Origin of the sequence: Rhizobium metallidurans (assembly GCF_014196505.1) — a bacterium.
GTDB classification, from domain to species: Bacteria; Pseudomonadota; Alphaproteobacteria; order Rhizobiales; family Rhizobiaceae; genus Rhizobium; species Rhizobium metallidurans.
On the sequence record NZ_JACIDW010000006.1, the window covers coordinates 113586 to 135007 of the forward strand.

General features: G+C 63.5%; 21 protein-coding genes. 10 read left to right on the top strand and 11 right to left on the bottom strand.

Going from position 1 to position 21422, the window contains the following annotated elements:
* The first annotated feature begins 65 nt into the window (after nt 1-65).
* The 7 genes from GGQ67_RS12180 to GGQ67_RS12210 all read left to right on the top strand — a co-directional run bounded on the left by GGQ67_RS12180 (nt 66) and on the right by GGQ67_RS12210 (nt 7589).
* Entirely contained in the window at nt 66-1886 is a 1821-nt protein-coding gene (locus tag GGQ67_RS12180) for a methyl-accepting chemotaxis protein (protein ID WP_183900427.1), read from the top strand.
* A 1-nt stretch (nt 1887) separates the two neighbouring features.
* Nucleotides 1888-2364 (top strand): chemotaxis protein CheW, encoded by a 477-nt coding sequence (locus GGQ67_RS12185; protein WP_183900428.1) that lies wholly within the window; start codon nt 1888-1890, stop codon nt 2362-2364.
* Between the two features lie 28 nt (nt 2365-2392).
* Entirely contained in the window at nt 2393-3247 is an 855-nt protein-coding gene (locus tag GGQ67_RS12190) for a CheR family methyltransferase (RefSeq protein WP_183900429.1), read from the top strand.
* A 12-nt stretch (nt 3248-3259) separates the two neighbouring features.
* The gene (locus GGQ67_RS12195) at nt 3260-4354 is read left to right on the top strand and encodes a protein-glutamate methylesterase/protein-glutamine glutaminase (RefSeq protein WP_183900430.1); all 1095 of its coding nucleotides are present in this window, start codon (nt 3260-3262) and stop codon (nt 4352-4354) included.
* A 207-nt stretch (nt 4355-4561) separates the two neighbouring features.
* Nucleotides 4562-5362 carry an inositol monophosphatase family protein gene (locus tag GGQ67_RS12200; RefSeq protein WP_183900431.1) on the top strand — a complete coding sequence of 267 codons (801 nt, stop codon included), beginning with the start codon at nt 4562-4564 and terminating at the stop codon, nt 5360-5362.
* Nucleotides 5363-5462: 100 nt separating this feature from the next.
* The gene (locus tag GGQ67_RS12205) at nt 5463-6554 is read left to right on the top strand and encodes a flagellar motor protein MotA (protein WP_183900432.1); all 1092 of its coding nucleotides are present in this window, start codon (nt 5463-5465) and stop codon (nt 6552-6554) included.
* Between the two features lie 3 nt (nt 6555-6557).
* Nucleotides 6558-7589, top strand: a complete 1032-nt coding sequence (locus GGQ67_RS12210; RefSeq protein ID WP_183900433.1) for a peptidoglycan -binding protein — start codon at nt 6558-6560, stop codon at nt 7587-7589.
* 125 nt (nt 7590-7714) lie between these two features.
* On the opposite strand, the gene GGQ67_RS12215 is transcribed toward GGQ67_RS12210, so the two are convergent.
* The 3 genes from GGQ67_RS12215 to GGQ67_RS12225 all read right to left on the bottom strand — a co-directional run bounded on the left by GGQ67_RS12215 (nt 7715) and on the right by GGQ67_RS12225 (nt 10427).
* Nucleotides 7715-7906, bottom strand: coding sequence for a YegP family protein (locus GGQ67_RS12215; protein ID WP_183900434.1), 192 nt, complete (start codon nt 7904-7906; stop codon nt 7715-7717).
* Nucleotides 7907-8041: 135 nt separating this feature from the next.
* Nucleotides 8042-8485 carry a hypothetical protein gene (locus GGQ67_RS12220; protein ID WP_183900435.1) on the bottom strand — a complete coding sequence of 148 codons (444 nt, stop codon included), beginning with the start codon at nt 8483-8485 and terminating at the stop codon, nt 8042-8044.
* Between the two features lie 151 nt (nt 8486-8636).
* Nucleotides 8637-10427, bottom strand: coding sequence for an ABC transporter transmembrane domain-containing protein (locus GGQ67_RS12225; RefSeq protein WP_183900519.1), 1791 nt, complete (start codon nt 10425-10427; stop codon nt 8637-8639).
* A gap of 202 nt (nt 10428-10629) precedes the next feature.
* Between GGQ67_RS12225 and rpmE the strand changes: the two genes are divergently transcribed.
* Nucleotides 10630-10851, top strand: coding sequence for a 50S ribosomal protein L31 (gene rpmE, locus GGQ67_RS12230; RefSeq protein WP_007527409.1), 222 nt, complete (start codon nt 10630-10632; stop codon nt 10849-10851).
* A gap of 161 nt (nt 10852-11012) precedes the next feature.
* Here the strand turns inward: rpmE and rcdA are convergent, their stop codons facing one another.
* From rcdA to GGQ67_RS12245, 3 genes are all read right to left on the bottom strand, one after another.
* Nucleotides 11013-11528: a protease adaptor protein RcdA gene (gene rcdA, locus GGQ67_RS12235; protein ID WP_183900436.1), complete on the bottom strand. Its 516-nt coding sequence runs from the start codon at nt 11526-11528 to the stop codon at nt 11013-11015.
* Nucleotides 11529-11908: 380 nt separating this feature from the next.
* A complete protein-coding gene (locus GGQ67_RS12240; RefSeq protein ID WP_183900437.1) occupies nt 11909-12100 on the bottom strand; it encodes a DUF1192 domain-containing protein in 192 nt (63 codons plus the stop codon).
* Nucleotides 12101-12156: 56 nt separating this feature from the next.
* The gene (locus GGQ67_RS12245; RefSeq protein WP_183900438.1) at nt 12157-13434 is read right to left on the bottom strand and encodes an MFS transporter; all 1278 of its coding nucleotides are present in this window, start codon (nt 13432-13434) and stop codon (nt 12157-12159) included.
* Nucleotides 13435-13609: 175 nt separating this feature from the next.
* Here GGQ67_RS12245 and GGQ67_RS12250 point away from each other — a divergent pair, with 175 nt between their 5' ends.
* Nucleotides 13610-13774: a hypothetical protein gene (locus GGQ67_RS12250; protein WP_018899677.1), complete on the top strand. Its 165-nt coding sequence runs from the start codon at nt 13610-13612 to the stop codon at nt 13772-13774.
* A 63-nt stretch (nt 13775-13837) separates the two neighbouring features.
* Here the strand turns inward: GGQ67_RS12250 and GGQ67_RS12255 are convergent, their stop codons facing one another.
* The gene (locus GGQ67_RS12255) at nt 13838-14281 is read right to left on the bottom strand and encodes a MarR family winged helix-turn-helix transcriptional regulator (RefSeq protein WP_183900439.1); all 444 of its coding nucleotides are present in this window, start codon (nt 14279-14281) and stop codon (nt 13838-13840) included.
* 181 nt (nt 14282-14462) lie between these two features.
* Between GGQ67_RS12255 and GGQ67_RS12260 the strand changes: the two genes are divergently transcribed.
* A complete protein-coding gene (locus GGQ67_RS12260) occupies nt 14463-16265 on the top strand; it encodes a chloride channel protein (protein ID WP_183900440.1) in 1803 nt (600 codons plus the stop codon).
* Nucleotides 16266-16319: 54 nt separating this feature from the next.
* Here the strand turns inward: GGQ67_RS12260 and GGQ67_RS12265 are convergent, their stop codons facing one another.
* The 4 genes from GGQ67_RS12265 to GGQ67_RS12280 all read right to left on the bottom strand — a co-directional run bounded on the left by GGQ67_RS12265 (nt 16320) and on the right by GGQ67_RS12280 (nt 21414).
* Entirely contained in the window at nt 16320-17678 is a 1359-nt protein-coding gene (locus tag GGQ67_RS12265) for a voltage-gated chloride channel family protein (protein ID WP_183900441.1), read from the bottom strand.
* Nucleotides 17679-17922: 244 nt separating this feature from the next.
* Nucleotides 17923-18840: a PhzF family phenazine biosynthesis protein gene (locus tag GGQ67_RS12270; RefSeq protein WP_183900442.1), complete on the bottom strand. Its 918-nt coding sequence runs from the start codon at nt 18838-18840 to the stop codon at nt 17923-17925.
* Nucleotides 18841-18998: 158 nt separating this feature from the next.
* Nucleotides 18999-19895, bottom strand: a complete 897-nt coding sequence (locus tag GGQ67_RS12275) for a fructose bisphosphate aldolase (RefSeq protein ID WP_183900443.1) — start codon at nt 19893-19895, stop codon at nt 18999-19001.
* 316 nt (nt 19896-20211) lie between these two features.
* Complete coding sequence (locus GGQ67_RS12280) at nt 20212-21414, bottom strand: phosphoglycerate kinase (RefSeq protein ID WP_183900444.1); 1203 nt, start codon at nt 21412-21414, stop codon at nt 20212-20214.
* Nucleotides 21415-21422: the final 8 nt, after the last annotated feature.

Consider the following 21422-nt stretch of genomic DNA (forward strand, 5'->3'; position numbering starts at 1 on the left):
CTGTCGTGCCACCATTTCCCCTAATGGCGGCGTCTTTAATACTGCGATTTCAAGGATATGAAGAAATGCGGTTCACCATCAAATCGAAACTGGCCATTGCCTTTGGCCTGATGATCGTCCTGCTTCTGGCTACGGCCGGCTACGGTATCTACAGCCTCTCCAACCTCAATACCGCGATCAGCGATGTCATCGCCGGACCGGCCAAGCGTCTCGAGCAGGCACAGAATCTCGGCAACTTCCAGCTTCGCATCGTTCGCGCGCAGATGAACATGGCGACAGCGACGACGCCCGAGGACGTCGCCAAGTACATCGACGCCAGCGACAGCAACCGCAAGCAGTTCTCCGAGACCCGCCAGTGGCTGTTTGACAATATCACCACCGAGGCCGGCAAGAAATCCTGGCAGGACGTGGGTGACCTGGAGAAGAAGCTCTACACGCTCGACGACCGCGTCCGCCAGCTTGCCCGCGACGGCAACGGCAGCGAGGCCGTTCGTCTGGCGACCGGCGAGGGCCGTGCGATCGTCGACGACATCGAAGCGCAGGTACAGGTTCGCATCGATGCAAGCCGCGCCGCGATGCAGCAGGCCGACGAGGATACCAACACGCAGTACGCGACAACCCGCAACTTCATCTTCGCCGTTGCCGCCATCGCCCTGCTGATCGCCGTTGCGGCGGCTCTGTGGATCGCTCTGGGGATCAGCGCCGGTCTCAACAAGGCGAAGGCCGCCGTCAACGCGGTCGCCATCGGCGATCTCGACCAGGACGTCCTCGTCAAGACCAATGACGAAATCAAGGATCTGGTCGATACGCTGAACGTCATGACCGCGAACCTGCGCAACACGGCGAACATCGCCACGCAGATTTCGAACGGCGACCTGACCGTCGCGCCGAAGCCGCTGTCGGACAAGGACACGCTCGGCATGGCGCTGGAGCAGATGGTCGAACGTCTGCGCGGCGTCGTCGCCGACGCGATCGCGGCGGCCGAGAACGTCTCGGCTGGCAGCCAGGAGCTGTCGGCGAGCTCCGAGCAGGTCTCGCAGGGCGCCACCGAACAGGCGGCATCGGCCGAAGAGGCCTCTGCCTCGATGGAAGAGATGGCCGCCAATATCAAGCAGAACGCCGACAACGCGGCGCAGACCGAGAAGATCGCTCGCCAGTCCGCGAAGGACGCGGAAGCCAGCGGCGATGCCGTGACCCGCGCCGTCGACGCCATGCGCACGATCGCCGAGAAGATCAGCATCGTTCAGGAAATCGCCCGCCAGACCGACCTTCTCGCCCTCAACGCCGCCGTCGAGGCAGCGCGTGCCGGCGAGCATGGCAAGGGCTTCGCGGTCGTGGCTTCGGAAGTCCGCAAGCTGGCCGAACGTAGCCAGTCGGCAGCGGCCGAGATCAGCGCCATGTCGGGCGATACCGTCAAGGCCGCCAGCGAAGCCGGCGACATGCTCGGCCGCCTGGTTCCCGATATCCGCAAGACCGCCGAACTGGTCTCCGAAATCAGCGCCGCATGCCGCGAGCAGGACATCGGCGCCTCGCAGATCAACGAAGCGATCCAGCAGCTCGACAAGGTGACGCAGCAGAACGCCGGCGCATCGGAAGAGATGTCGGCGACATCCGAAGAACTGGCGAGCCAGGCGGAAGAACTGCAGACCTCGATCGCCTTCTTCAAGGTCGACATGGCCGGCAGCCGCGATAGCCGCAAGCCCGCCGCGCGCATCAGCGTTCGCAGCCCGGCACCCGTTGCCGCACGCAAGCCCGCATCCAAGCCGGCATCCAAGCCGGCTGGCAATTCGGTCTCGGCGCAGCAGGCGCGCGCCAAGGGCTTCGCACTCGACATGGCCATGGGCGGACCCGATGACGGCGACGCCGATTTCAAGGAAAGCGCATAATATGGCAACCACCTCCCAGGAAGCGCAGTTCGTCACCTTCAGCCTCGGCGAGGAAATCTTCGCCGTGCCTGTGGAGGTGGTCCGCGAGATCCTCGACTATGCCGAGGCCTTCAAGATCCCCAATGGTCCCGACTATCTCCTTGGCCTGCGCGACGTGCGCGGCCAGGGCGTCCCGACCATCGATCTCAGGCTGAAGCTCGGCATGTCGAAGACAGTTCCGACGTCGCACACGCGGGTTCTGGTCCTCGATATCCCGATGGAGAGCCGCGTGCTCACGCTCGGCCTCGTCGCCGACCGGGTCTTCGAGGTCACGCCGTTCCGCCAGGACCAGATCGAGGCGGCGCCTGACATCGGCGTGCGCTGGCGCTCGGACTACATTTCCGGCGTCGTGCGCCGGGAAACCGGCTTCGTCGTCATCGTCGATCTCGCGCGGCTTCTGTCGCGCGAGGACGCCTCCGTCCTGCAATCGGCCGCCTGAGCGCGGCCAAGCTGGAGTATTCTGATCCATGAGCATGGCTGCCGTTGAGGCCCCGATGGTGGGTGACAGGATCAGCAAGCGGAATTTCGAGAAGCTTGCGCGATTCATCTATGATTACAGCGGCATCAAGATGCCGCCGACGAAGCTGACGATGCTCGAGGGCCGGCTCCGCCGCCGGCTGCGGGCGACGCAGCACGCGACCTTCGACGACTACTGCGACTTCCTGTTTCACGACGACGGGCTGGAGCAGGAGACGGTCTATCTGATCGACGCGGTGACGACCAACAAGACCGACTTCTTCCGTGAGGCGCGCCACTTCGAATACATGCAGCAGGTGGCGCTTCCGGCGCTCGTGTCGAGCGGCGTCCGCACGATCCGCACCTGGAGCTCGGCCTGCTCGACCGGGGCCGAGCCCTATACGATGGCCATGGTGCTCGAAGAGTTCGTCGCCGACCGGCGCGACCTCAACTACAGCATCCTCGCGACCGATCTCAGCACCGACGTGCTGGCCACGGCGCGGCGCGGCATCTATGCCGAGGACATGGTGCATCCCGTGCCGCGCGAGCTGCAGCGCAAATACGTGATGGTCGCCAAGCAGCAGAACCGCCGCGAGGTCAGGATCTCGGCCGAGCTGCGCAGCCGCGTCGGCTTCGCCCGCATGAACCTGATGGACGAGAACTATCCCGTGGGCGAGGGGATGCACATGATCTTCTGCCGCAACGTGCTGATTTACTTCGACAAGCCGACGCAATCGGGCGTGTTGAAGCGTCTGTGCGCGCGGCTTCTGCCTGGCGGCTACATGTTCATCGGCCACTCCGAATCCATCACCGGTATCGACCTGCCCCTGAAGCAGGTTTCCAACACCGTGTTCCAGCGCATCTAGGTCAAAGAGCATATGGGCAAGAAGATCCGCGTTCTCGTCATCGACGATTCCGCAAGCGTCCGCCAGACGCTCGTTCGCGTCCTGCAGGAAGATCCCGATATCGAGATCATGGGGGTGGCGACAGATCCCTTCATGGCGGCGAAGAAGATTCAGGAAGAGATTCCCGATGTCATCACGCTCGATGTCGAGATGCCGCGCATGGATGGCATCACCTTCCTGCGCAAGCTGATGTCGCAGCGGCCGATCCCCGTCGTCATGTGCTCGTCGCTGACGGAGGCGGGGTCGGAAACGCTGATGCAGGCGCTGGAGGCGGGCGCCGTCGACGTCATCCTGAAATCGAAGATCGGCGCTGCCGACGGTCTGGCCGACGATGCGGTCCGCATCCGCGAGGCTGTGAAGAGCGCTTCGCATGCGCGTCTCGGCAATGTCAGGCGTAACGTTAACAGCCTGCGGCCCGGCGCGCCGATGCCGGCGCAGAAGCTGACGGCGGATGCAATGCTGCCGCCGCCGACGGGCAAGGCGATGGCGAAGACGACCGAGATGGTGGTCTGCGTCGGCGCGTCGACCGGTGGAACGGAGGCGCTGCGCGAGTTTCTGGAGGCGCTGCCGGCCAATGCGCCCGGCATCGTCATCGTCCAGCACATGCCGGAGAAATTCACCGCGGCCTTCGCCAAACGGCTGAACAGCCTGTGCGAGGTCGAGGTCAAGGAGGCCGTCGATGGCGATCCCGTGCTGCGCGGCCATGTGCTGATCGCGCCCGGCGACAGCCACATGCTGCTCGAGCGGCGCGGCGCGCGCTATCACGTGGCTGTCAAGAGCGGGCCGCTGGTCTCGCGCCACCGGCCTTCGGTCGATGTGCTGTTCCGCTCGGCGGCGCGCTCGGCAGGGTCCAACGCCATGGGCATCATCATGACCGGCATGGGCGACGACGGCGCAAGAGGCATGCTGGAGATGCACCAGGCCGGCGCCTACACGGTGGCGCAGGACGAAGCGACCTCCGTCGTGTTCGGCATGCCGAAGGAGGCGATCGCCAAGGGCGGCGTGGACCGCATCCTGCCGCTCGAGCAGATTGCCCGCGAGGTCCTGATCACGCAGCAGAAGTTCTGAGGCGAGGGCGTTCGCCTGATATCCGCGACCGCGGTGTTGCCCGTTGCCCGGCAAACGATCCGCCCGACGTTCGGCGGCGCTCTTGAAATTTCCCCGATTTTGTGGTCTTGAAGCCGCCAATCTTATAAAGCGCAGCTTCTACCGGCGATCAGGGACCATCCCCGCCCTGACAACGCGCATCTATTTAGCCCAAGGAAAACCGCCCACATGGCCCGTTCAGCTCTTCTCAATGTCATGGTTCAGGCTGCCCTCAAGGCAGGAAAATCGCTGGGGCGTGATTTCGGCGAAGTGCAGAACCTGCAGGTTTCGGTCAAGGGACCGGGCGACTTCGTCTCGTCGGCCGACCGCAAGGCCGAGAAGATCGTGCGCGAAGAGCTGCTGAAGGCACGCCCGACCTATGGCTTCCTCGGCGAGGAAGGCGAAGAGATCAAGGGCACCGACGGCGCGCATCGCTGGATCGTCGATCCGCTCGACGGCACCACCAACTTCCTGCACGGCATTCCGATGTTCGCGGTCTCGATCGCGCTCGAGCGCAACAACGAGATCGTCGCCGGCGTCATCTTCAACCCGGCGACCGACGAGCTCTACACCACCGAGCGTGGCGGCGGCGCCTTCCTCAACGATCGCCGCCTGCGCGTCGGCGCGCGCCGCTTGCTGTCGGATTCGGTTGTCGCCTGCGGCGTTCCGCATCTCGGCCGTGGCAACCACGGCAAGTTCCTCGTCGAACTCCGACACGTCATGGGCGAAGTCGCCGGTGTGCGCCGCATGGGCTCGGCCTCGCTCGACCTCGCTTACGTCGCGGCCGGCCGTTTCGACGGCTTCTGGGAAACCGGCCTTTCGGCCTGGGACATCGCGGCCGGCATCCTGCTCATCCGCGAAGCCGGCGGCTATGTCAGCGACTTTGATGGCGGCAACGCGATTATCGAGACCGGCAGCGTCGTGGCTGGCAACGAGTACATCCAGAAGGCGCTGATGGAGGTTGCCAAACGCCCGGTGCCCAGCCGGTAAGTCTTTGTTATAAAGACAGGCTTTTTCGTTCGGCATACTTCAATTCGGCACAATGATGATCTAGTCTCCGGCTGTGATGAAGCCGGAGGCTGCGGAATCTATGGAAAATGTGAGTGTGGCGGAGTTCGGCTCGACCGAAAAAACCACGGGAAATTACAGCTATAAGCTATCCAGCCCGATGCCCTTTCTGTGGACGATGGTGCTGTTCCTCGTCATCGTCGGGTTCATCGTGTCCATCCTGTTCAGGCAGGCGCAGACGGCCTTCATGCACAATCCGGGGCTGAACGGCCTCATTCTCGGCGTTCTCGGCATCGGCGTCATCCTGGTGTTCAGCCATGTGCTGTCGCTCAGGCCCGAGGTGCGCTGGTTCAATTCGTTCCGCGCCGCCGGCAGCGCCGACAAGGTGAACCGCAACCCGAAGCTGCTGGCGCCGATGCGCACGCTGATCGGCAGCCGCAATGCGTCGGCGAGCGGCATCTCGACCACGGCTTTCCGCTCCATCCTCGATTCGATCGCCAACCGTCTCGACGAATCCCGCGACGTCTCGCGCTATCTCATCGGCCTGCTGGTCTTCCTCGGCCTGCTCGGCACTTTCTGGGGCCTCATCGGCACGATCGGCTCGATCAGCTCAGTCATCCAGTCTCTCGATGCCGGCACCAGCGGGTCTTCCGACGTGCTGACCTCGCTGAAAGAGGGGCTGTCGCAGCCGCTTTCCGGCATGGGGCAGGCGTTCTCGTCTTCGCTGCTCGGTCTCTCGGGCTCGCTCATCCTCGGCTTTCTCGACCTGCAGGCCGGTCGCGCGCAGAACCGCTTCTATACCGAGCTGGAAAACTGGCTGTCGTCGGTGACCGATGTCGGCTCCGATCTCGCGGCACCCGTGATCGACACCAAGGGCGGTGTTTCGCCCGAAGAGATTCGCGCGCTGTCGGAATATATGCAGAAGGTCTCGGAAGAGGGTGGTGGCAGCCAGCGCTCGGTCGCGGCCATGGCCAATCTCGCCGAGGGCATCCAGGGGCTGGTCAAGAATATGCGCAACGAGCAGCAGATGCTGCGCGACTGGATCGAGGCGCAGCAGGACGAGGCGAAGGCCATGCGCCGCACGCTCGACCGGCTGGCCGAACGGATCGGCGCGCAGGAAAAGCACGCCGAGCGCCCGCGCATGCCGCAGACCGAAAAGAGCGAGGGCAAGTAAGCCATGGCTCTTGCCCGCAACCGTCGCCGCGAACGCACGGTCGACTACTGGCCCGGATTCGTCGACGCGCTATCGACGCTTTTGATCGCGGTGATGTTCCTGCTGACGGTGTTCGTCGTCGGACAGTTCATTCTCAGCCGCGAGATATCCGGCCGCGACGAGGTTATGAGCCGGCTGAACAGCCAGATCAACGAGCTGACGCAGCTGCTCGCGCTCGAAAAGGGCAGCAAGCAGGATCTGGAGGACAGCGTCGCCAACCTGCAGGCGTCGCTGGCCAACGCCGAGGGCGAGCGCTCGCGGCTGCAGGCACTGCTTTCGGCTGGCTCCGGCGGCCAGGACGCCGCGCAGCAGCGGATCGGCTCGCTGACCAAGGAACTCGACGAGCAGAAGGAGATGAGCGACCGTGCGATGAGCCAGGTCGAGCTGCTGAACCAGCAGATCGCGGCGCTGCGCAACCAGATCGCGGCGGTCGAATCGGCGCTGCAGGCTTCCGAGCAGAAGGACCAGCAGTCGCAGACGAAGATCGCCGATCTCGGCCGCCGTCTCAACGTGGCGCTTGCCGCGCGTGTGCAGGAACTCAACCGCTACCGCTCGGACTTCTTCGGCCGGCTGCGCGAGATCCTGTCGGACCGAGAGAACATCCGCATCGTCGGCGACCGTTTCGTGTTCCAGTCGGAAGTGCTGTTCCCCTCCGGCGGCGCCGATCTCAATCCCGAAGGGCAGGCGGAGATGGCCAAGCTCGCAACCGCGCTGCTCGACGTCGCCAAGGAGATTCCGCCCGAGATCAACTGGGTGCTGCGCGTCGACGGCCACACCGACAACGTACCACTCGCCGGCACCGGCCGCTTCGCCGATAACTGGCAGCTGTCTTCGGCGCGCGCCATTTCGGTGGTCAAGTTCCTGATCGCGCAGGGCGTGCCGGCGGACAGGCTGGTGGCGGCAGGCTTCGGCGAATATCAGCCGATCACGCCTGGCTATACGCCGGAAGCGCGCGCGACCAACCGACGGATCGAGCTGAAGCTGACGGAGAAGTGACGCGGGTAGGCAGGTTGCGGAAGGTAGCTTGCCGAACTCCGCCGGAGCGATCGCCGCGCATAAGCGATCAAACGGAAGCGCGGAAGGAAAAAGGCGGCGCCCTGGGGTGCCGCCTCTTTGATGTGTCAGGCGTCTGCCGCCTTGGTGGTGTCGTCGATGACGGCGCCGGGAGCGTTCTTCTTGATGGATTCGATGGCGTTCAACGCCGACGCCTTGGCCTTGTAGCCTTCGGAGCCGAACATCGCCTCGCCGTTCGATGCCTTGAAACGGAAACGAAATTCGCCTGCCTTGTCCTTATAAACTTCGAACTTATACATCGATTGTCTCCCGGAATCAGGATGTTGTTTACATCTGCAAGCGCAGCCTAAAACAAAAAATCCAACTATTCCATCGAGATGTTTGGGCGGGCTTTCGATCTCGCCGCGCCGCTTGCCGGTCGCCGGCCCGTTGGGTCACGGCTTGAAAAATGAAAATGCCGACGAGAATTTGTTGACGATGTAGGGGGCGAAAAGCACGATGCCGGAATAGAAGAAGCTCGAGCCCTTGGACATGTCGGGAATATCCTCGCCATCGGCGAAGCGGCGAAGGCAGGCAAGCCCGAAGCCGACATAGAGCATGAGGATCGCCACCGTTCCGATCATGGCGATGAAGCGGCTGGAGCTTGCTTTCATCAAAGTCATGGTGATCGGCGCCTGACCGGGAGGCAATGGCTTGCCGACGGCATCGACAGGGTTTCCATCCGCATCGGTCTTGGTCAGCGGCACCTCTTCCGAGAGCGCGTCGGTGAGCGACCAGCTCTTGGCATCACGCAACGAGCGATAGCACAGCATCATCGATATGATGACGCCGAAGGCGACGACGACCACCAGTATTTCGGAAAAGCGGATCGAACTCATCTGACGATATCCCACCATGAGAACGGACGGTTTCAACGATGTCCGAATGTAATCTATTGGTGTATATTGTCAATGTGCTCGCAAAGGTGGATATTGCGGTTGTATCGGTTGTGGAACGGCGCGGCGCATGTCCACCCCGGCGTTCCGATGCCTACTTCACCGCGGCGAGAAGTTCCTCGGAACCGGCATCGAACTGCAGGCGCGCCAGCTTGGCGTAGATGCCGCCCTGGCGGACGAGGCTCTGGTGCGTTCCTTCCTCGACGACGCGGCCCTGGTCGAGGACCAGGATGCGGTCGGCCTTGAGCACCGTTGCGAGACGGTGGGCGATGATCAGCGTGGTGCGGCCGTCCATGAGGCCGTCGAGGGCACGCTGCACCAGCGTTTCGCTTTCGGCATCGAGCGCCGAGGTGGCTTCGTCGAGCAGCAGGATCGGCGCGTTCTTCAGGATCGCGCGGGCAATGGCGATGCGCTGGCGCTGGCCGCCCGACAGCATGATGCCTCGTTCGCCGACCTTGGTGTCGTAGCCCTCCGCCAGCCTTGCGATGAACTCGTCTGCCTGGGCGGCGGCGGCTGCGGCGCGCACCTCCTCGCGCGTGGCGCTCGGGCGGCCAAAGGCGATGTTGTCGTGGATGGAGGCGGCGAAGATGGTCACGTCCTGGGGCACGATGGCGATGCGCTGTCGCAGGCCGCCGGTGTCGGTCGCGCGGGCATCGACGCCATCGATCGTCACGGCGCCCTGCTGCGGATCGTAAAAGCGCAGCAGCAGCGAGAAGATCGTGGTCTTGCCGGCGCCCGACGGCCCGACAATGGCGACGGTCTCGCCTGGTTTCACCGCGAAGCTCAAGCCATGCAGCGCCGATGTGTCGGGGCGCGAGGGGTAGGCGAAGTGGACATCCGCGAACTCGACGCGGCCGAGGCTCGGGTCGGGCAGGGCGACGGGCGAGGCCGGCGTCACGATCGGCGATACTTCGTCGAGCAGTTCGGTCAGCCGGTCGGCGGCACCCGCTGCCTGCGACAGCTCGCCCCAGACCTCCGAGAGCGCGCCGAGCGAGCCGGCGGCGATAACCGAATAGAGCAGGAACTGGCCGAGCGTGCCGGCCGATAGCGTGCCTTCCAGCACATTGCGCGCGCCGACCCACAGAACGGCGACGACGCTGCCGAAGATCAGCGTGATGGCGATGCCCGTCAGAAGCGAGCGCGAGCGGATGGCGGCGCGGGCAGCCGTGTAGGCGGCCTCGACCGCGTTGCCGTAGCGGCTTGTCGCGGCCGTCTCGCCGCCGAAGGCCTGGACCGTGCGGGTGGCGGCGATGGTTTCGTTGGCGAAGGCCGAGGCCTCGGCCAGCGTGTCCTGCGCCGCGCGCGAGCGCTTGCGCACCGAGCGGCCGAAGGCGACAAGCGGGAAGACGATAAGGGGTATGGCCGACAGCACCAGGCTGGCGAGCTTCGGCGATGTGACGACCATCATGACGATGGCGCCGAGACACAGAATGATATTGCGCAGGGCCACCGAGGCGGTGGCGCCGACGGCGGACTTGATCTGCGTGGTGTCGGCCGTCAGCCGCGACACGATCTCGCCGGACTGGTTGACGTCGAAGAAGGAGGCCGACAGCCGCGTCACATGCGCGAAGACGTCGCGGCGAAGGTCGGAGACGATGCGCTCGCCCAGTGTGATCACGAAGAAATAGCGCAGCGCGCTCGCTATGGCGAGAACGACGGCCATGGCCATGAGCATAATGAAGTAGCTGTTGATGAAGCGGCCATCGGAGTAGCTGAAACCGTGGTCGATCATGCGGCGCACGGCGAGCGGAAGCGCCAGCGATGTGAGGGCGGCAAGCGCCAGCGAGAAGAGGGCGCCGGTGACGAGGCCGCGATAGCGCATGACGTAAGGCGTCAATCTGCCAAGAGGCCTCAGAGAACGCGACTTTTTCTTCTCGGTCTGCATTGCGCCTGCCAATTCAATCTCCAGCGCCATCAACGCCGTGCAACACGGCTCGGGGCTCTTGTTATCCTAGTGGCCTTCATGTATAGGCACCGCATCCTAATGGGAAGCCGTAGCCAGAAGCGACTGCGGCTTCATTTATTCAATCGGTCCTCTTGTCGCAACGTGGTGCGTCAAATGGACGTGACATCGCAGGAAGATTGTTATGAAGGCTGATATCCATCCCGACTACCACACCATCAAGGTGGTCATGACCGACGGCACCGAATACGAAACCCGCTCGACCTGGGGTTCGGAAGGCGCCGTGATGAACCTCGAAATCGATTCCAAGTCGCACCCGGCCTGGACGGGCGGCAACCAGCAGCTCATGGACCGCGGCGGCCGCGTTTCCAAGTTCAACAAGCGTTTCGGCGGCCTCGGCCTCTAATCGCTGCTGTTGCACTGATTTCGAAGGAGCCCTGCGAAAGCGGGGCTTTTTTGCGTTTGGGATATGCTCGATCCGAACGTCTATCGCCGGCTCCCGTGCGGACAACAAAAAACCGGCCGCGCAGGGAACGCAGCCGGTTCATGTCGTCCACTTCGAATGGATCAGTTGTTGCCGAAGGCCGTCTGCAGCAGGCTGAGCTGAGCCTGGACGCTGTTCTGGTTGTCGGGCACGATCGGTGCTTCGTTCGGGCGGTAGATTTCGCGGTCGAGCAGGGCGACGCGGTTCTGCAGGCGCAGCGAACGTTCGATCAGGTCGCGGAACGCTTCCGGCAGGTCGCCCCAGCCCGGCGCGTTGCGATCGACGTTGAAGCCGTCGAGGCGAACCTTGTTCTTTTCGGCCAGAACCTGATCGCGCGACATCTCGCCATTGTTGACGGCGCGCTGCAGCAGGAGCCAGGAGGCCATCTGCATCAGGCGGGTGGTGAGGCGCATGGATTCCGCGGCGTAGAGAACCGATGCCATGCGCGGCAGAACCTTGGATGCGGTGCGGCCATTGCCATCCAGATAGGCGGCGGTCTCTTCGACCAGCGACATGCCCTCGGCGTACAATGTCTTAAACTGCGACGATGCGGCGGCGCGTCCTGCAAAACTGATCGTGTTCAATCCAAGCTCTGACATCTAAGGGGTCCCTGTTGCACGCATCTACTTATTGATCAGGTAACGCCGGCCGATGCTAAAAGGTTTCACGGGCCCGCTTCAATGATTTTAAAGATGGTAGCTTTAGCCCAATAGCGCAAGGCGTTTCTTAATAAAGGGTTAACTTCCACAGTTTCGTGGTTTTCGTCCCCAGCCAATGCGAAAAAGGAGAGCCGCAAAAGCGGCTCTCAAGGTAAAACAGGGAGAAAAATCAGACCAATTCACCGCATGGGAAACTGTCTGAGATCCAGAGCAAGTCCGGATGAGCACATCAATACATTAGAAAGCTTAACGCCTCATTAAGTGTGTGCCGAATTAACACTTGCGCGGTGGCTATAAATCAAATCCGGCCTCTCGGCGGATCACGATTTGAAGAGGTTTTCTGCAGCCAGTCTTCCCGATGCCTTGCGCGCCGCTTCCTGTTCGATGCGCGAAATCTCGGCTTTCAGCATGTCGATGCGCGCGTTCAGCTCGTCCACCGACATCATCGACAGGTCCATGCCGATCTCGTGATTCGCTTTCTTTTGTGGCCGGTCGTCATCCATCAAGCTCATCTTCGGTCCTCCGTCCTCGTGCCGGCCGGGCCGCGCCCGGCCTTCCTCGCTTCACCTTATCGCGGCGCCGGCTCCATCGGCGGTTCTGATGTCTTGTTCTGTCCGCGATCGGCCAGCGACATGCCCTCGGGCGTCATCATCTGCGAGGTGGCCGTCGGGATGGTCGTGTAGGCGTCGCGGTCGCTGGCCGGAATGGCGGCGCGCATGCGGCTGCGAATGATCGCATAGGCGGTGATCAGCACATGGGCGAGCGCTGTTACCAGGAACAGTGCGTGCGGGTTGATCAACGACATCACGGGGCCACCAATCGTCGGGCCGATGATGGTGCCGATGCCGTAAAGCAGCAGCAGGCCGCCGGAGACCTTCACGAAGTCCTCCGACGAGGCATAGTCGTTGGCGTGGGCGACGGCGATCGGATAGAGCGTGTTGGCGACCGCGCCATAAAGCACCACGAGCGTGATGATGAAGACCGGCGAGGCGGGCTGGAATACGACGAGCATCAGGCCGGCGAGTGCCGCGATCGCCGACATGGCGGCGAGCACGTAGCGACGGTCGATGCGATCCGACAGGCGGCCGGCGGGAAGCTGCATGACCGCGCCGGCGAAGATGGTGGCGCTCATCATCACGGCGATCGAGGTGTCCGAGAGGCCGGCGCCGGCGCCGAACACGGCTCCCAGCGTGCCATAGGCGCCGTTGGCGATGCCAACAAGGAGAATGCCGAGGCAGGAGACCGGCGAATTGCGATAGAGCGCCTTGAGATCGAGCTTCACGGCCTTCAGCGGCTGCGGCGAGGCGGCGGTCGACAGAAGCGTCGGCAGCATGGCGATGCAATAGAAGATGCCGCAGATCATGAAGAGAACGGGCGTGCGGACGTCCTCGAGCGGGATCATCATCTGGCCGGCGACGACGCCGATAAGGGTGATGGCGATATACAGCGAGAAGATCGCGCCGCGGCTTTCGTTGGTCGCCCGCTCGTTCAGCCAGCTCTCGATGATCATCGAGGTGCCGGCCGTGGCAAAGCCGGTGACGGCGCGCAGCAGCACCCACCAGACCGGATGAACGGCGATGCCGCTCACCAGCGCGATGATGGCGATGATCGATATGAAGCCGGAGAAGGCGCGCACATGGCCGACACGGCTGACCATGCGGGGCGCGACGAGGCAGCCGATGACGAAGCCGGCGGCCCATGAGGTGCCGAGCAGGCCGAGCGTGGTGGTCGCATAGCCTTCGAGATTGCCGCGGACGGGGAGGAGGATGCCCTGGAGGCCATTGCCCATGAACAGAAAAAGCGTGCCGAACAGAAGTGATGCGACGGATAGAAGATTTCGTTTCATTGGCCCCCCATGCAACTCGACTTAGTTACGCGAAGACATATGGCAGCCCGCGATGCCGCCCAGTCTCTGACATGTTGATTGTCTCCCCGAATGCCTTTACGGCGTATTTAGATACACTCGTCGCGCGAAATAATGTCCGTCCTGTGACATCAAGAACGTATGGAAAAATAAAGACATGACGAAGCTCATCGCGCTTCTGCTGATGCTTGCGATGGTCGTGCACCTGATCAAGCCGCTTGGTCTGCCGGGTCTGAGGAAGCGCGCCGATTTCTGGAAGATCGCGCTCTTTGCCTTCGCGATCTGGGCGGTCGCGCTTTTGGGGCGGGATCTGTTCGTTTAACGGTCCGGGAGCGGTGCCGTTGGCAGGATCTGCTCGGCTTCGTCCCGTAACCTTACCGAAGCATTATGCCGACCACGGATCGTCCGGCAGCGGGGTTTCCTCCTGGATGCTCCGGAGGATGCCGATCAGGCGTGGCGCCATTTCGCGGATTTCCCTGAGGTGGATGGTCGTCAGCTGTCTGAGGACTGCTTCGGCCTGGTCCGTCAGGATGAGCGTCTGGCGGCGGCGGTCGTTGGGGTCGGCGCGGCGGCTGACGTAGCCGGCGGTTTCCAGCCGCCCGACGAGTTCGGTCGCCGTATGCGGCGCGATGATCAGCCTTTCGGCGAGCAGGCCGACGGTCATCGGATCGGGGGAGCGGTGTCCCTTGATGGCGAGCAGCGCCTGATGCTGCTGGGCGGGCAGGCCGGCTTCGAGCGCGGCCGAGGCGCTGAAGTCCATGAAGCGGCGTAGCGTGTGGCGAAGGTTCGCGAGCGCTTCGTAATCCTCCTCCGTCAGGTCGTCCCGCATCGCCACATCCTTCCGTCGATACCCGTGAAAATCAGGGCGATCTCTACCCGTTATCGCTGTCATCCGCAAAGCCCCGCGGCGCGCGGGCGGACCACCGTATCGGGCATGAACGCGGGCGTCTTGATTTATATCGTATTACGATATATTTGAGCGCGCAGACAAACACCAGACAGGATCGACGATGCCCCCCAAGTCTCTTCCGCCCGATACTTCATCCAATGTTGCCTCGCTTGCGCCGCGCCGCGCGGCCGGTGATTTCACCACCGACAAGCGCGTTCTGGCGCTGACCTTGATGGCTGTCGTCGTCGGCACGGGCGGCGCGTTCGCGGCATGGCTGCTGGTCAGCCTGATCTCGCTCGTCTCCAATATCGTCTGGTTCGGAAAGTTCAGCCTCGTTGCCGAAAGCCTGGCGAATGCGCGACCTTCGCTGTGGATGCTTGTCGTTCCCGTTATCGGCGGCCTGGTCATCGGCTTGATGGCGCGCTTCGGTTCGGAGAAGATCAGGGGGCACGGCATCCCTGAAGCCATCGAGGCGATCCTGATCGGCGGAAGCCGGATGTCGCCGAAGGTGGCGGTGCTGAAGCCGCTGTCGTCGGCGATTTCGATCGGTACCGGCGGTCCGTTCGGGGCCGAAGGTCCGATCATCATGACCGGCGGAGCGATCGGCTCGCTGTTCGCGCAGTGCTTCGAGATGAGTTCTGCGGAGCGCAAGTCGCTGCTGGTCGCGGGTGCGGCCGCCGGCATGACCGCGATCTTCGGTACGCCGATCGCGGCACTTCTGCTCGCGGTCGAGCTGCTTTTGTTCGAATGGAAGCCGAGAAGCTTCATTCCGGTCGCCGTGGCCGTGTGCGTATCGGCCTGCTGGCGGCCGGCTCTGTTCGGCGCCGGTCCGCTGTTTCCCGTGCAGTTCGCCATGAACCTGCCCTGGTGGGGGATCGCCTTGTGCGCCGGGCTCGGCATTCTCACCGGGTTCGGCTCGGGTCTCCTGACCGTGCTCCTCTACAAGGTCGAGGACCTGTTCGAGGCCTTGCCCATCCACTGGATGTGGTGCCCGGCGATCGGCGGGTTGTTCATCGGGATCGGCGGGCTGATCGAACCGCGCGCGCTCGGTGTCGGCTACGACATCATCGAGGATCTGCTGCACAGCAACGTGCTTCCGGCCGCCGTTCTCACCATCCTCGCCGTGAAGGTGGCGATCTGGCTGATCGCGCTCTCCTCCGGCACGTCGGGTGGCGTGCTGGCGCCGCTGCTCATTTTCGGCGGCGCGATCGGCTGGTTGGCGGGGCTGTTTCTGCCGGGCGACCAGGGTTTCTGGGCGCTGATCGGCATGGCGGCGATGATGGGCGGCACGATGCGCGCGCCGCTGACCGGAACCTTCTTCGCGGTCGAGCTGACGGGAGACCTGTCGGCGCTCCTGCCCCTGCTTGCCGCCACGGTGTCCGCCTATGCGGTGACGGTGCTTGTGCTCCGGCGGTCGATCCTGACGGAAAAGATCGCCCGGCGCGGCCAGCACATCACGCGCGAATACGGCATCGACCCGTTCGAGCTGACACGCGCCCGCGACATCATGATCGTGGATGTCGACGTGCTTTCCTCGCGCCAGACGGTGGGGGAGGTGAAGACCTTCTTCGAGACGGCCGAGAAGACGCACCGCGTCTATCCCGTCGTCACCGACCAGCGTGTGCTGCTCGGCATGGTCTCACGCGCCGACGTGCTGCGGTGGCAACAGGAGGGCGTGGCGCCGGACATGAGCATTGCCGACGCGACCTCGGACGCTGACATCGCCTATGCGCTTGCCGATGACACGGTCGGGCACGTTACCGATATCATGCTGAATTCGGGGGAAGGGCGCATCCCCGTCATCGACCCGCAGACGAAGCGGCTGGTCGGGCTGATCGCGCGCAAGGACCTGCTGCACCTCCGGCATTCCTTCAAGACGAGCGAGACCGAACGCCGGCCCTATCTGTTTTCAAACGCGGCGTAGCCGATGCAAACATAGCCGCCCGTCACGCATCGCGTGGCGGGCGTTCTTATTTTCCTACTTCTCGACCCCATCGATAGCCGGCCCCTTCCGCTCCCTGATATGGCGAAGCGAAACGCCTGATGGGATGGTGCCGATGGCGCGGCGTTTCGGCACGCCGAGGCGCTGGGCCAGATAGATGCTCGAATGGCCGCTGCAGAGATAGGCGAGGAAGCAGGCGACGGCGAGGTAGACGGCGTGGGTGGCGCCGAAGAGCTCGATGCCCATGATCATGCAGGCGAGCGGCGTGTTGGTGGCGCCCGCGAAGATCGCGACGAAGCCGAGCCCGGCGAAGAGATCGGACGGCGCGCCCAGGAGGGCCGCCAGCGCATTGCCGAGCGCGGCGCCGATGAAGAACAGCGGCGTCACCTCGCCGCCCTTGAAGCCGGCGCTCAGCGTGACGATGGTAAAGAGCGCCTTCCATAACCAGCTCCAGTAATCGACGGCGCCGGGCGCGAAGAAGCCCGGTATCGTCGGGTCGGCGACATTTGGCGACCAGACGCCGAGGCCGAGATAGGCGCGGGTACCCAGCAGATGGACGAGGCCGATGACGATCAGCCCGGCGAGAACGGGACGCAGCGGCGCGTAGGGCAGGCGCTTCCTGAACAGCGCGGAGGCGGCGTGGGAGAGCTCGGCGAAGGATTTCGCGGCAAGCCCGAAGATGACGCCTGCGACCGCGACCTTCAGCAGCAGGATCGCGTCGAGACGGAAGACATCGGCGGAGGCGTCGGCGAGATAGGCGATGTGGTAATGCGTGTGCTCGATGCCCCAGGCCTGGGTGGTCCAGTCGCCGGTGATCGATGCCATCAGGCAGGGGATCAGCGCCTCGTATTGCATGCGGCCGATGGTCAGCACTTCGAGCGCGAATATGGCGCCGGCGATCGGCGTGCCGAACACCGCGCCGAACCCGGCCGCGACGCCGCCCATGAGGAGAATTCGGACATCGGCGGGTGAGAGGCGGAAGAGCTTCGCGACGGCGCTGGCGACGCTGCCGCCGAGCTGCACCGCTGTGCCTTCGCGGCCGGCGGAGCCGCCGAAGAGATGGGTGGCGATGGTGGAAACGAGGATGAGCGGCGCCATGCGCAGGGGAACGCCGGCGCCGGGCTCGTGGATCTGGTCGACGATGAGGTTGTTGCCGCCTTCGGCCGATTTCCCGAATTTCTGGTAGACCAAGACCATGAAAAAGCCGGCGACGGGCAGGCCGTAGAGCAGCCAGGGATGATCGAAGCGGGTCCGGGTCGCGATATCGAGCGCCCAGAGGAAGAAAGCGCAGAACGAGCCCACGACGATCGCCATCGGAACGATGACGGCGATCCACTTGCCGATGTCGCGAAGCTGGCGGAGACGGATGCCGAAAATGTCGGAGAAGGCGATCATAGCCCAACCCCCTGATGAGGGGCGGCATCGCCGGCGATCTGTGATGACAATGAGACTTCGAACATGACTCTACCCTTTCGCGCGATGGCAAATGAAGTAGGAGTCATCGGCTTCGTCGGGGAAGCGGTTCAGCCTTTTCTGGCCTCGGCAGAATCCATTGCCGATACGAGGGGTGATATCGCTCGCGACGGATCACTGTCAAGCGCGGGGGAGCGTCGATCCGTCCTCTTCAAGCGTGCTGCGCTCAGCAGTCGATGACGCCGCGCATGAGCTCGACGCAGGCGCCAGAGATCACCACGTCGGTCACGACGCCATTCGTCTTCGTCACCTCGATGCCGATGAGGCTGCGGCGGCCCATTTCGACGCCCTGCTCGATGGTCAGCGACACCCTCATGTCGGGATCGGGTTCGAGCGAGACGAGGTAGGCTCCAAGCGCCGCCGAGGCGTTGCCGGTCGCGGGGTCCTCGGGAACATTGTCGAGCGGGGCGAACATGCGGGCGCGGATATGCCAGGGCTTGTCGGCCGATCGGACGTAGACGAAGAGCGAGAAGTCGTGGTTTCCCTCCAGCGTGGGGCCGGCGGCATCCTGAAAACAGGCGAGGTTGGGCCGGGCGCGGCCGAGTGTCTCGAGATCGGCGAGTTCGGCGACGGCGAAGCTCAGGCCGACGGACACTGTCAGCGGCCGGTGGATGCGCGCGCTGACCTTCGAGCTGTCGATGGCGATGCAGCGGGCGATGGTGTCTTCGGCGACGGTAGAGCCAGTGGATAGCGGCTTCGGGGCGCGGATCGCGGTCGAGACCACGCGGCCCTGTTCGCGGCGCACGTCGACGGTGACCACGCCGGCCTTTTCCTCGAAGCGCATGATGTCGCCGAACGGCTTGCCGAAGATGTCGTCGAGGTTGCCGAGCACATAGGCCGTGCCGACATTGGGGTGGCCGGCGAAGGGCACTTCCGTCGTGGGCGTGAAGATGCGCACGCGGGCGGTATTCTCGGGGTTTTCGGGCGGCAGCACGAAGGTCACCTCCGAATAGCCGAACTCGGCGGCGATCTCCTGCATCCGGTCGTCGGAGAGGCCGCGCGCATCCGTCATGACGGCCAGAGGATTGCCTTCGAAGCGGGTGGAGGTGAAGACATCGACGGTGGTGAAGGAAACGGTTGTCATCGCGTGCTCCGATGGTTTCAGGAGCCTCACTCAGTAGCCATCGCCAGCGGCCGGCAGAAGGGCAATTCTTGTCGCCGTGACAATCGACCGGCAATAAAAAACCGGCCGTCAGAGGCGGCCGGGTTTCCGTCGGTTCCGGTGAACGGTCGGCTCGCGCGTCAGGCCTTGTTGACGCTGGCGGCGTAGATCTCGTCGATGGTTTCGGCGAGGCTGGCGTTGAACTCGGCGTCGCTCATCGAAACGCGCAGGTTTTCCGTCAGGGCGCGCGAGAAGCTTGCGATCATGCCATGGTTGCGGCTGAGCTTCTCGCAGGCATCGACACGGCTGTAGCCGCCGGAAAGGGCGACGACGCGCACGACCGACTTGTGGGCGATCAGAGGCGCGTAGAAATCGGCGACGGTCGGGATGGTCAGTTTCAGCACCACCTCTTCGCCCGCGGGAAGCAGGTCGAGCTGCTTTGCGATCTCGTCGCGAAGAATGGCTTCCGCCTCCTGCTTCGTCGGGCTCTTGATGGAGACTTCAGGCTCGACGATCGGAACGAGGCCGTTGCCGATGATCTGGCGCGCCACCTCGAACTGCTGCTTGACGACGGCCGCGATGCCGGCCTTGTCGGCGCTTGATATCACCGAGCGCATCTTGGTGCCGAAAATTCCTTTGTCGCGGCCGCGCGCCAGGAGGGCATCGAGTTCGGGCATCGGCTTCATGATCTGGACGCCGTTTTCTTCGGCGGCCAAGCCCTTGTCGACCTTGAGAAGCGGCACGACGCCGCGCTTTTCCCAGAGGTAGGAGGGAACCGGCTGGCCGTCGACGTCGCCATCCATGGTGCGTTCGAACAGGATGGCGGCGACGATCTTGTCGCTGGTAAAGGCCGGCGCGCTCATGATGCGGACGCGCATGGCGTGCATCAGGCGGAACATTTCCTCGTCACCCTGGTAATCGGTGTCGGCAATGCCGTAGAGGCGCAACGCTGCGGGTGTCGAACCACCGCTCTGGTCCAGCGCTGCAATGAATCCTGGCGCCGAGCTGATCTTGTTCAACATCTTCGCGTCCACCATAGGTCACTCCTTCTTCGAACCGGCGCCTCGCGCGCGGGTTATCTTCTATCTCAAAACCGATCGGCAACGCCTGATCGATCAATCAACGGATCGACATCGGCAAGATGTCGGGTCCTTTCACGCTCTCGAAGCACTGGATCTGCGATATCAGAAGAATTTTAAAAGGAAAATCCTGGGTTAAGCTATTGAAACGATTGAAATCATTTCAAACGTTTGAAACTTAAGGCTTATTCTAGCATCAACTAAAAGACCGCGAAAGCGCTGGCTTTCGCGGTCTCGATTAAACAGTTCAAACCGGCCAGAAGCCCGGTTTGGCTTACTTGGCCTTGGTCAGGACTTCGACGCCAGGAAGGACCTTGCCTTCCATCCATTCCAGGAATGCGCCGCCCGCCGTGGAGACGTAGGTGAAGTCGTCGGCAACGCCGGCATGGTTCAGCGCCGAGACGGTATCGCCGCCACCGGCGACCGAGGTGAGCTTGCCGGCCTTGGTGCGCTCCGCCGCATATTGCGCGGCGGCAACGGTCGCCTTGTCGAAGGGTTCGATCTCGAAGGCGCCGAGCGGGCCGTTCCAGACCAGCGTGTTGGCGCGCTCGATCCAGGCCTTCACGGCTTCGACCGACTTCGGGCCGACGTCGAGCATCATGGCGTCATCGGGGATGGCGTCGATGGCGACGATCTCGTTGGCGGCGCCCGCCTTGAATTCGCGGGCGACGACGCCGTCCTCGGGCAGAACGATCGCGCAGCCTGATGTCGCGGCTTCGATCATGATCTGGCGGGCGGTGTCGGCGAGGTCATGCTCGCAGAGAGACTTGCCGACGCTGGTGCCGCGGGCGGCGATGAAGGTGTTGGCCATGCCGCCGCCGATGACGAGCGCGTCGACCTTCTTCACGAGGTTCATGAGGAGATCGATCTTGGTGGAGACCTTGGCGCCGCCGACGATGGCGACAACAGGACGGACCGGCTGGCCGAGGCCCTTTTCCAGCGCTTCCAGTTCAGCCTGCATGGTGCGGCCGGCGTAAGCGGGAAGGTGACGTGCGAGGCCTTCGGTGGAGGCGTGGGCGCGGTGCGCCGCCGAAAACGCGTCGTTGACGTAGATATCGCCATTGGCGACCAGCGCCTTGACGAAATCGGGGTCGTTCTTTTCCTCGCCCTTGTGGAAGCGGGTGTTTTCGAGAAGCAGGATATCGCCATCCTTCATGGCGGCCACGGCGCCGGCGGCGGCTTCGCCGATGACATCGGTCGCCGTCTGAACGGGATGGTCGAGCACGGCTTCGACGGATGGGGCGATGAGGGTCAGCGACAGGTCGGCCGAGGGGCCATCCTTCGGGCGGCCGAAGTGCGCGAGCAGGATAACCTTGGCGCCCTTCCTGGAGAGTTCCTTGATGGTCGGGGCGACGCGCTCGATGCGGGTCACGTCCGTCACCTTGCCGTCCTTGACCGGAACGTTGAGGTCGACGCGGACGAGAACGCGCTTTCCGGCAATGTCGTTAAGATCGTCGAGTGTCTTGAAGGAGGGCATTGGGAAAT

Bases quoted from the DNA above. Each gene is read 5' to 3' on its own strand.
- GGQ67_RS12180 (WP_183900427.1), top strand. From the start codon at position 66: ATGCGGTTCACCATCAAATCGAAACTGGCCATTGCCTTTGGCCTGATG.
- GGQ67_RS12185 (WP_183900428.1), top strand. From the start codon at position 1,888: ATGGCAACCACCTCCCAGGAAGCGCAGTTCGTCACCTTCAGCCTCGGC.
- GGQ67_RS12190 (WP_183900429.1), top strand. From the start codon at position 2,393: ATGAGCATGGCTGCCGTTGAGGCCCCGATGGTGGGTGACAGGATCAGC.
- GGQ67_RS12195 (WP_183900430.1), top strand. From the start codon at position 3,260: ATGGGCAAGAAGATCCGCGTTCTCGTCATCGACGATTCCGCAAGCGTC.
- GGQ67_RS12200 (WP_183900431.1), top strand. From the start codon at position 4,562: ATGGCCCGTTCAGCTCTTCTCAATGTCATGGTTCAGGCTGCCCTCAAG.
- GGQ67_RS12205 (WP_183900432.1), top strand. From the start codon at position 5,463: ATGGAAAATGTGAGTGTGGCGGAGTTCGGCTCGACCGAAAAAACCACG.
- GGQ67_RS12210 (WP_183900433.1), top strand. From the start codon at position 6,558: ATGGCTCTTGCCCGCAACCGTCGCCGCGAACGCACGGTCGACTACTGG.
- GGQ67_RS12215 (WP_183900434.1), bottom strand. From the start codon at position 7,906: ATGTATAAGTTCGAAGTTTATAAGGACAAGGCAGGCGAATTTCGTTTC.
- GGQ67_RS12220 (WP_183900435.1), bottom strand. From the start codon at position 8,485: ATGAGTTCGATCCGCTTTTCCGAAATACTGGTGGTCGTCGTCGCCTTC.
- GGQ67_RS12225 (WP_183900519.1), bottom strand. From the start codon at position 10,427: ATGCAGACCGAGAAGAAAAAGTCGCGTTCTCTGAGGCCTCTTGGCAGA.
- rpmE (WP_007527409.1), top strand. From the start codon at position 10,630: ATGAAGGCTGATATCCATCCCGACTACCACACCATCAAGGTGGTCATG.
- rcdA (WP_183900436.1), bottom strand. From the start codon at position 11,528: ATGTCAGAGCTTGGATTGAACACGATCAGTTTTGCAGGACGCGCCGCC.
- GGQ67_RS12240 (WP_183900437.1), bottom strand. From the start codon at position 12,100: ATGAGCTTGATGGATGACGACCGGCCACAAAAGAAAGCGAATCACGAG.
- GGQ67_RS12245 (WP_183900438.1), bottom strand. From the start codon at position 13,434: ATGAAACGAAATCTTCTATCCGTCGCATCACTTCTGTTCGGCACGCTT.
- GGQ67_RS12250 (WP_018899677.1), top strand. From the start codon at position 13,610: ATGACGAAGCTCATCGCGCTTCTGCTGATGCTTGCGATGGTCGTGCAC.
- GGQ67_RS12255 (WP_183900439.1), bottom strand. From the start codon at position 14,281: ATGCGGGACGACCTGACGGAGGAGGATTACGAAGCGCTCGCGAACCTT.
- GGQ67_RS12260 (WP_183900440.1), top strand. From the start codon at position 14,463: ATGCCCCCCAAGTCTCTTCCGCCCGATACTTCATCCAATGTTGCCTCG.
- GGQ67_RS12265 (WP_183900441.1), bottom strand. From the start codon at position 17,678: ATGATCGCCTTCTCCGACATTTTCGGCATCCGTCTCCGCCAGCTTCGC.
- GGQ67_RS12270 (WP_183900442.1), bottom strand. From the start codon at position 18,840: ATGACAACCGTTTCCTTCACCACCGTCGATGTCTTCACCTCCACCCGC.
- GGQ67_RS12275 (WP_183900443.1), bottom strand. From the start codon at position 19,895: ATGGTGGACGCGAAGATGTTGAACAAGATCAGCTCGGCGCCAGGATTC.
- GGQ67_RS12280 (WP_183900444.1), bottom strand. From the start codon at position 21,414: ATGCCCTCCTTCAAGACACTCGACGATCTTAACGACATTGCCGGAAAG.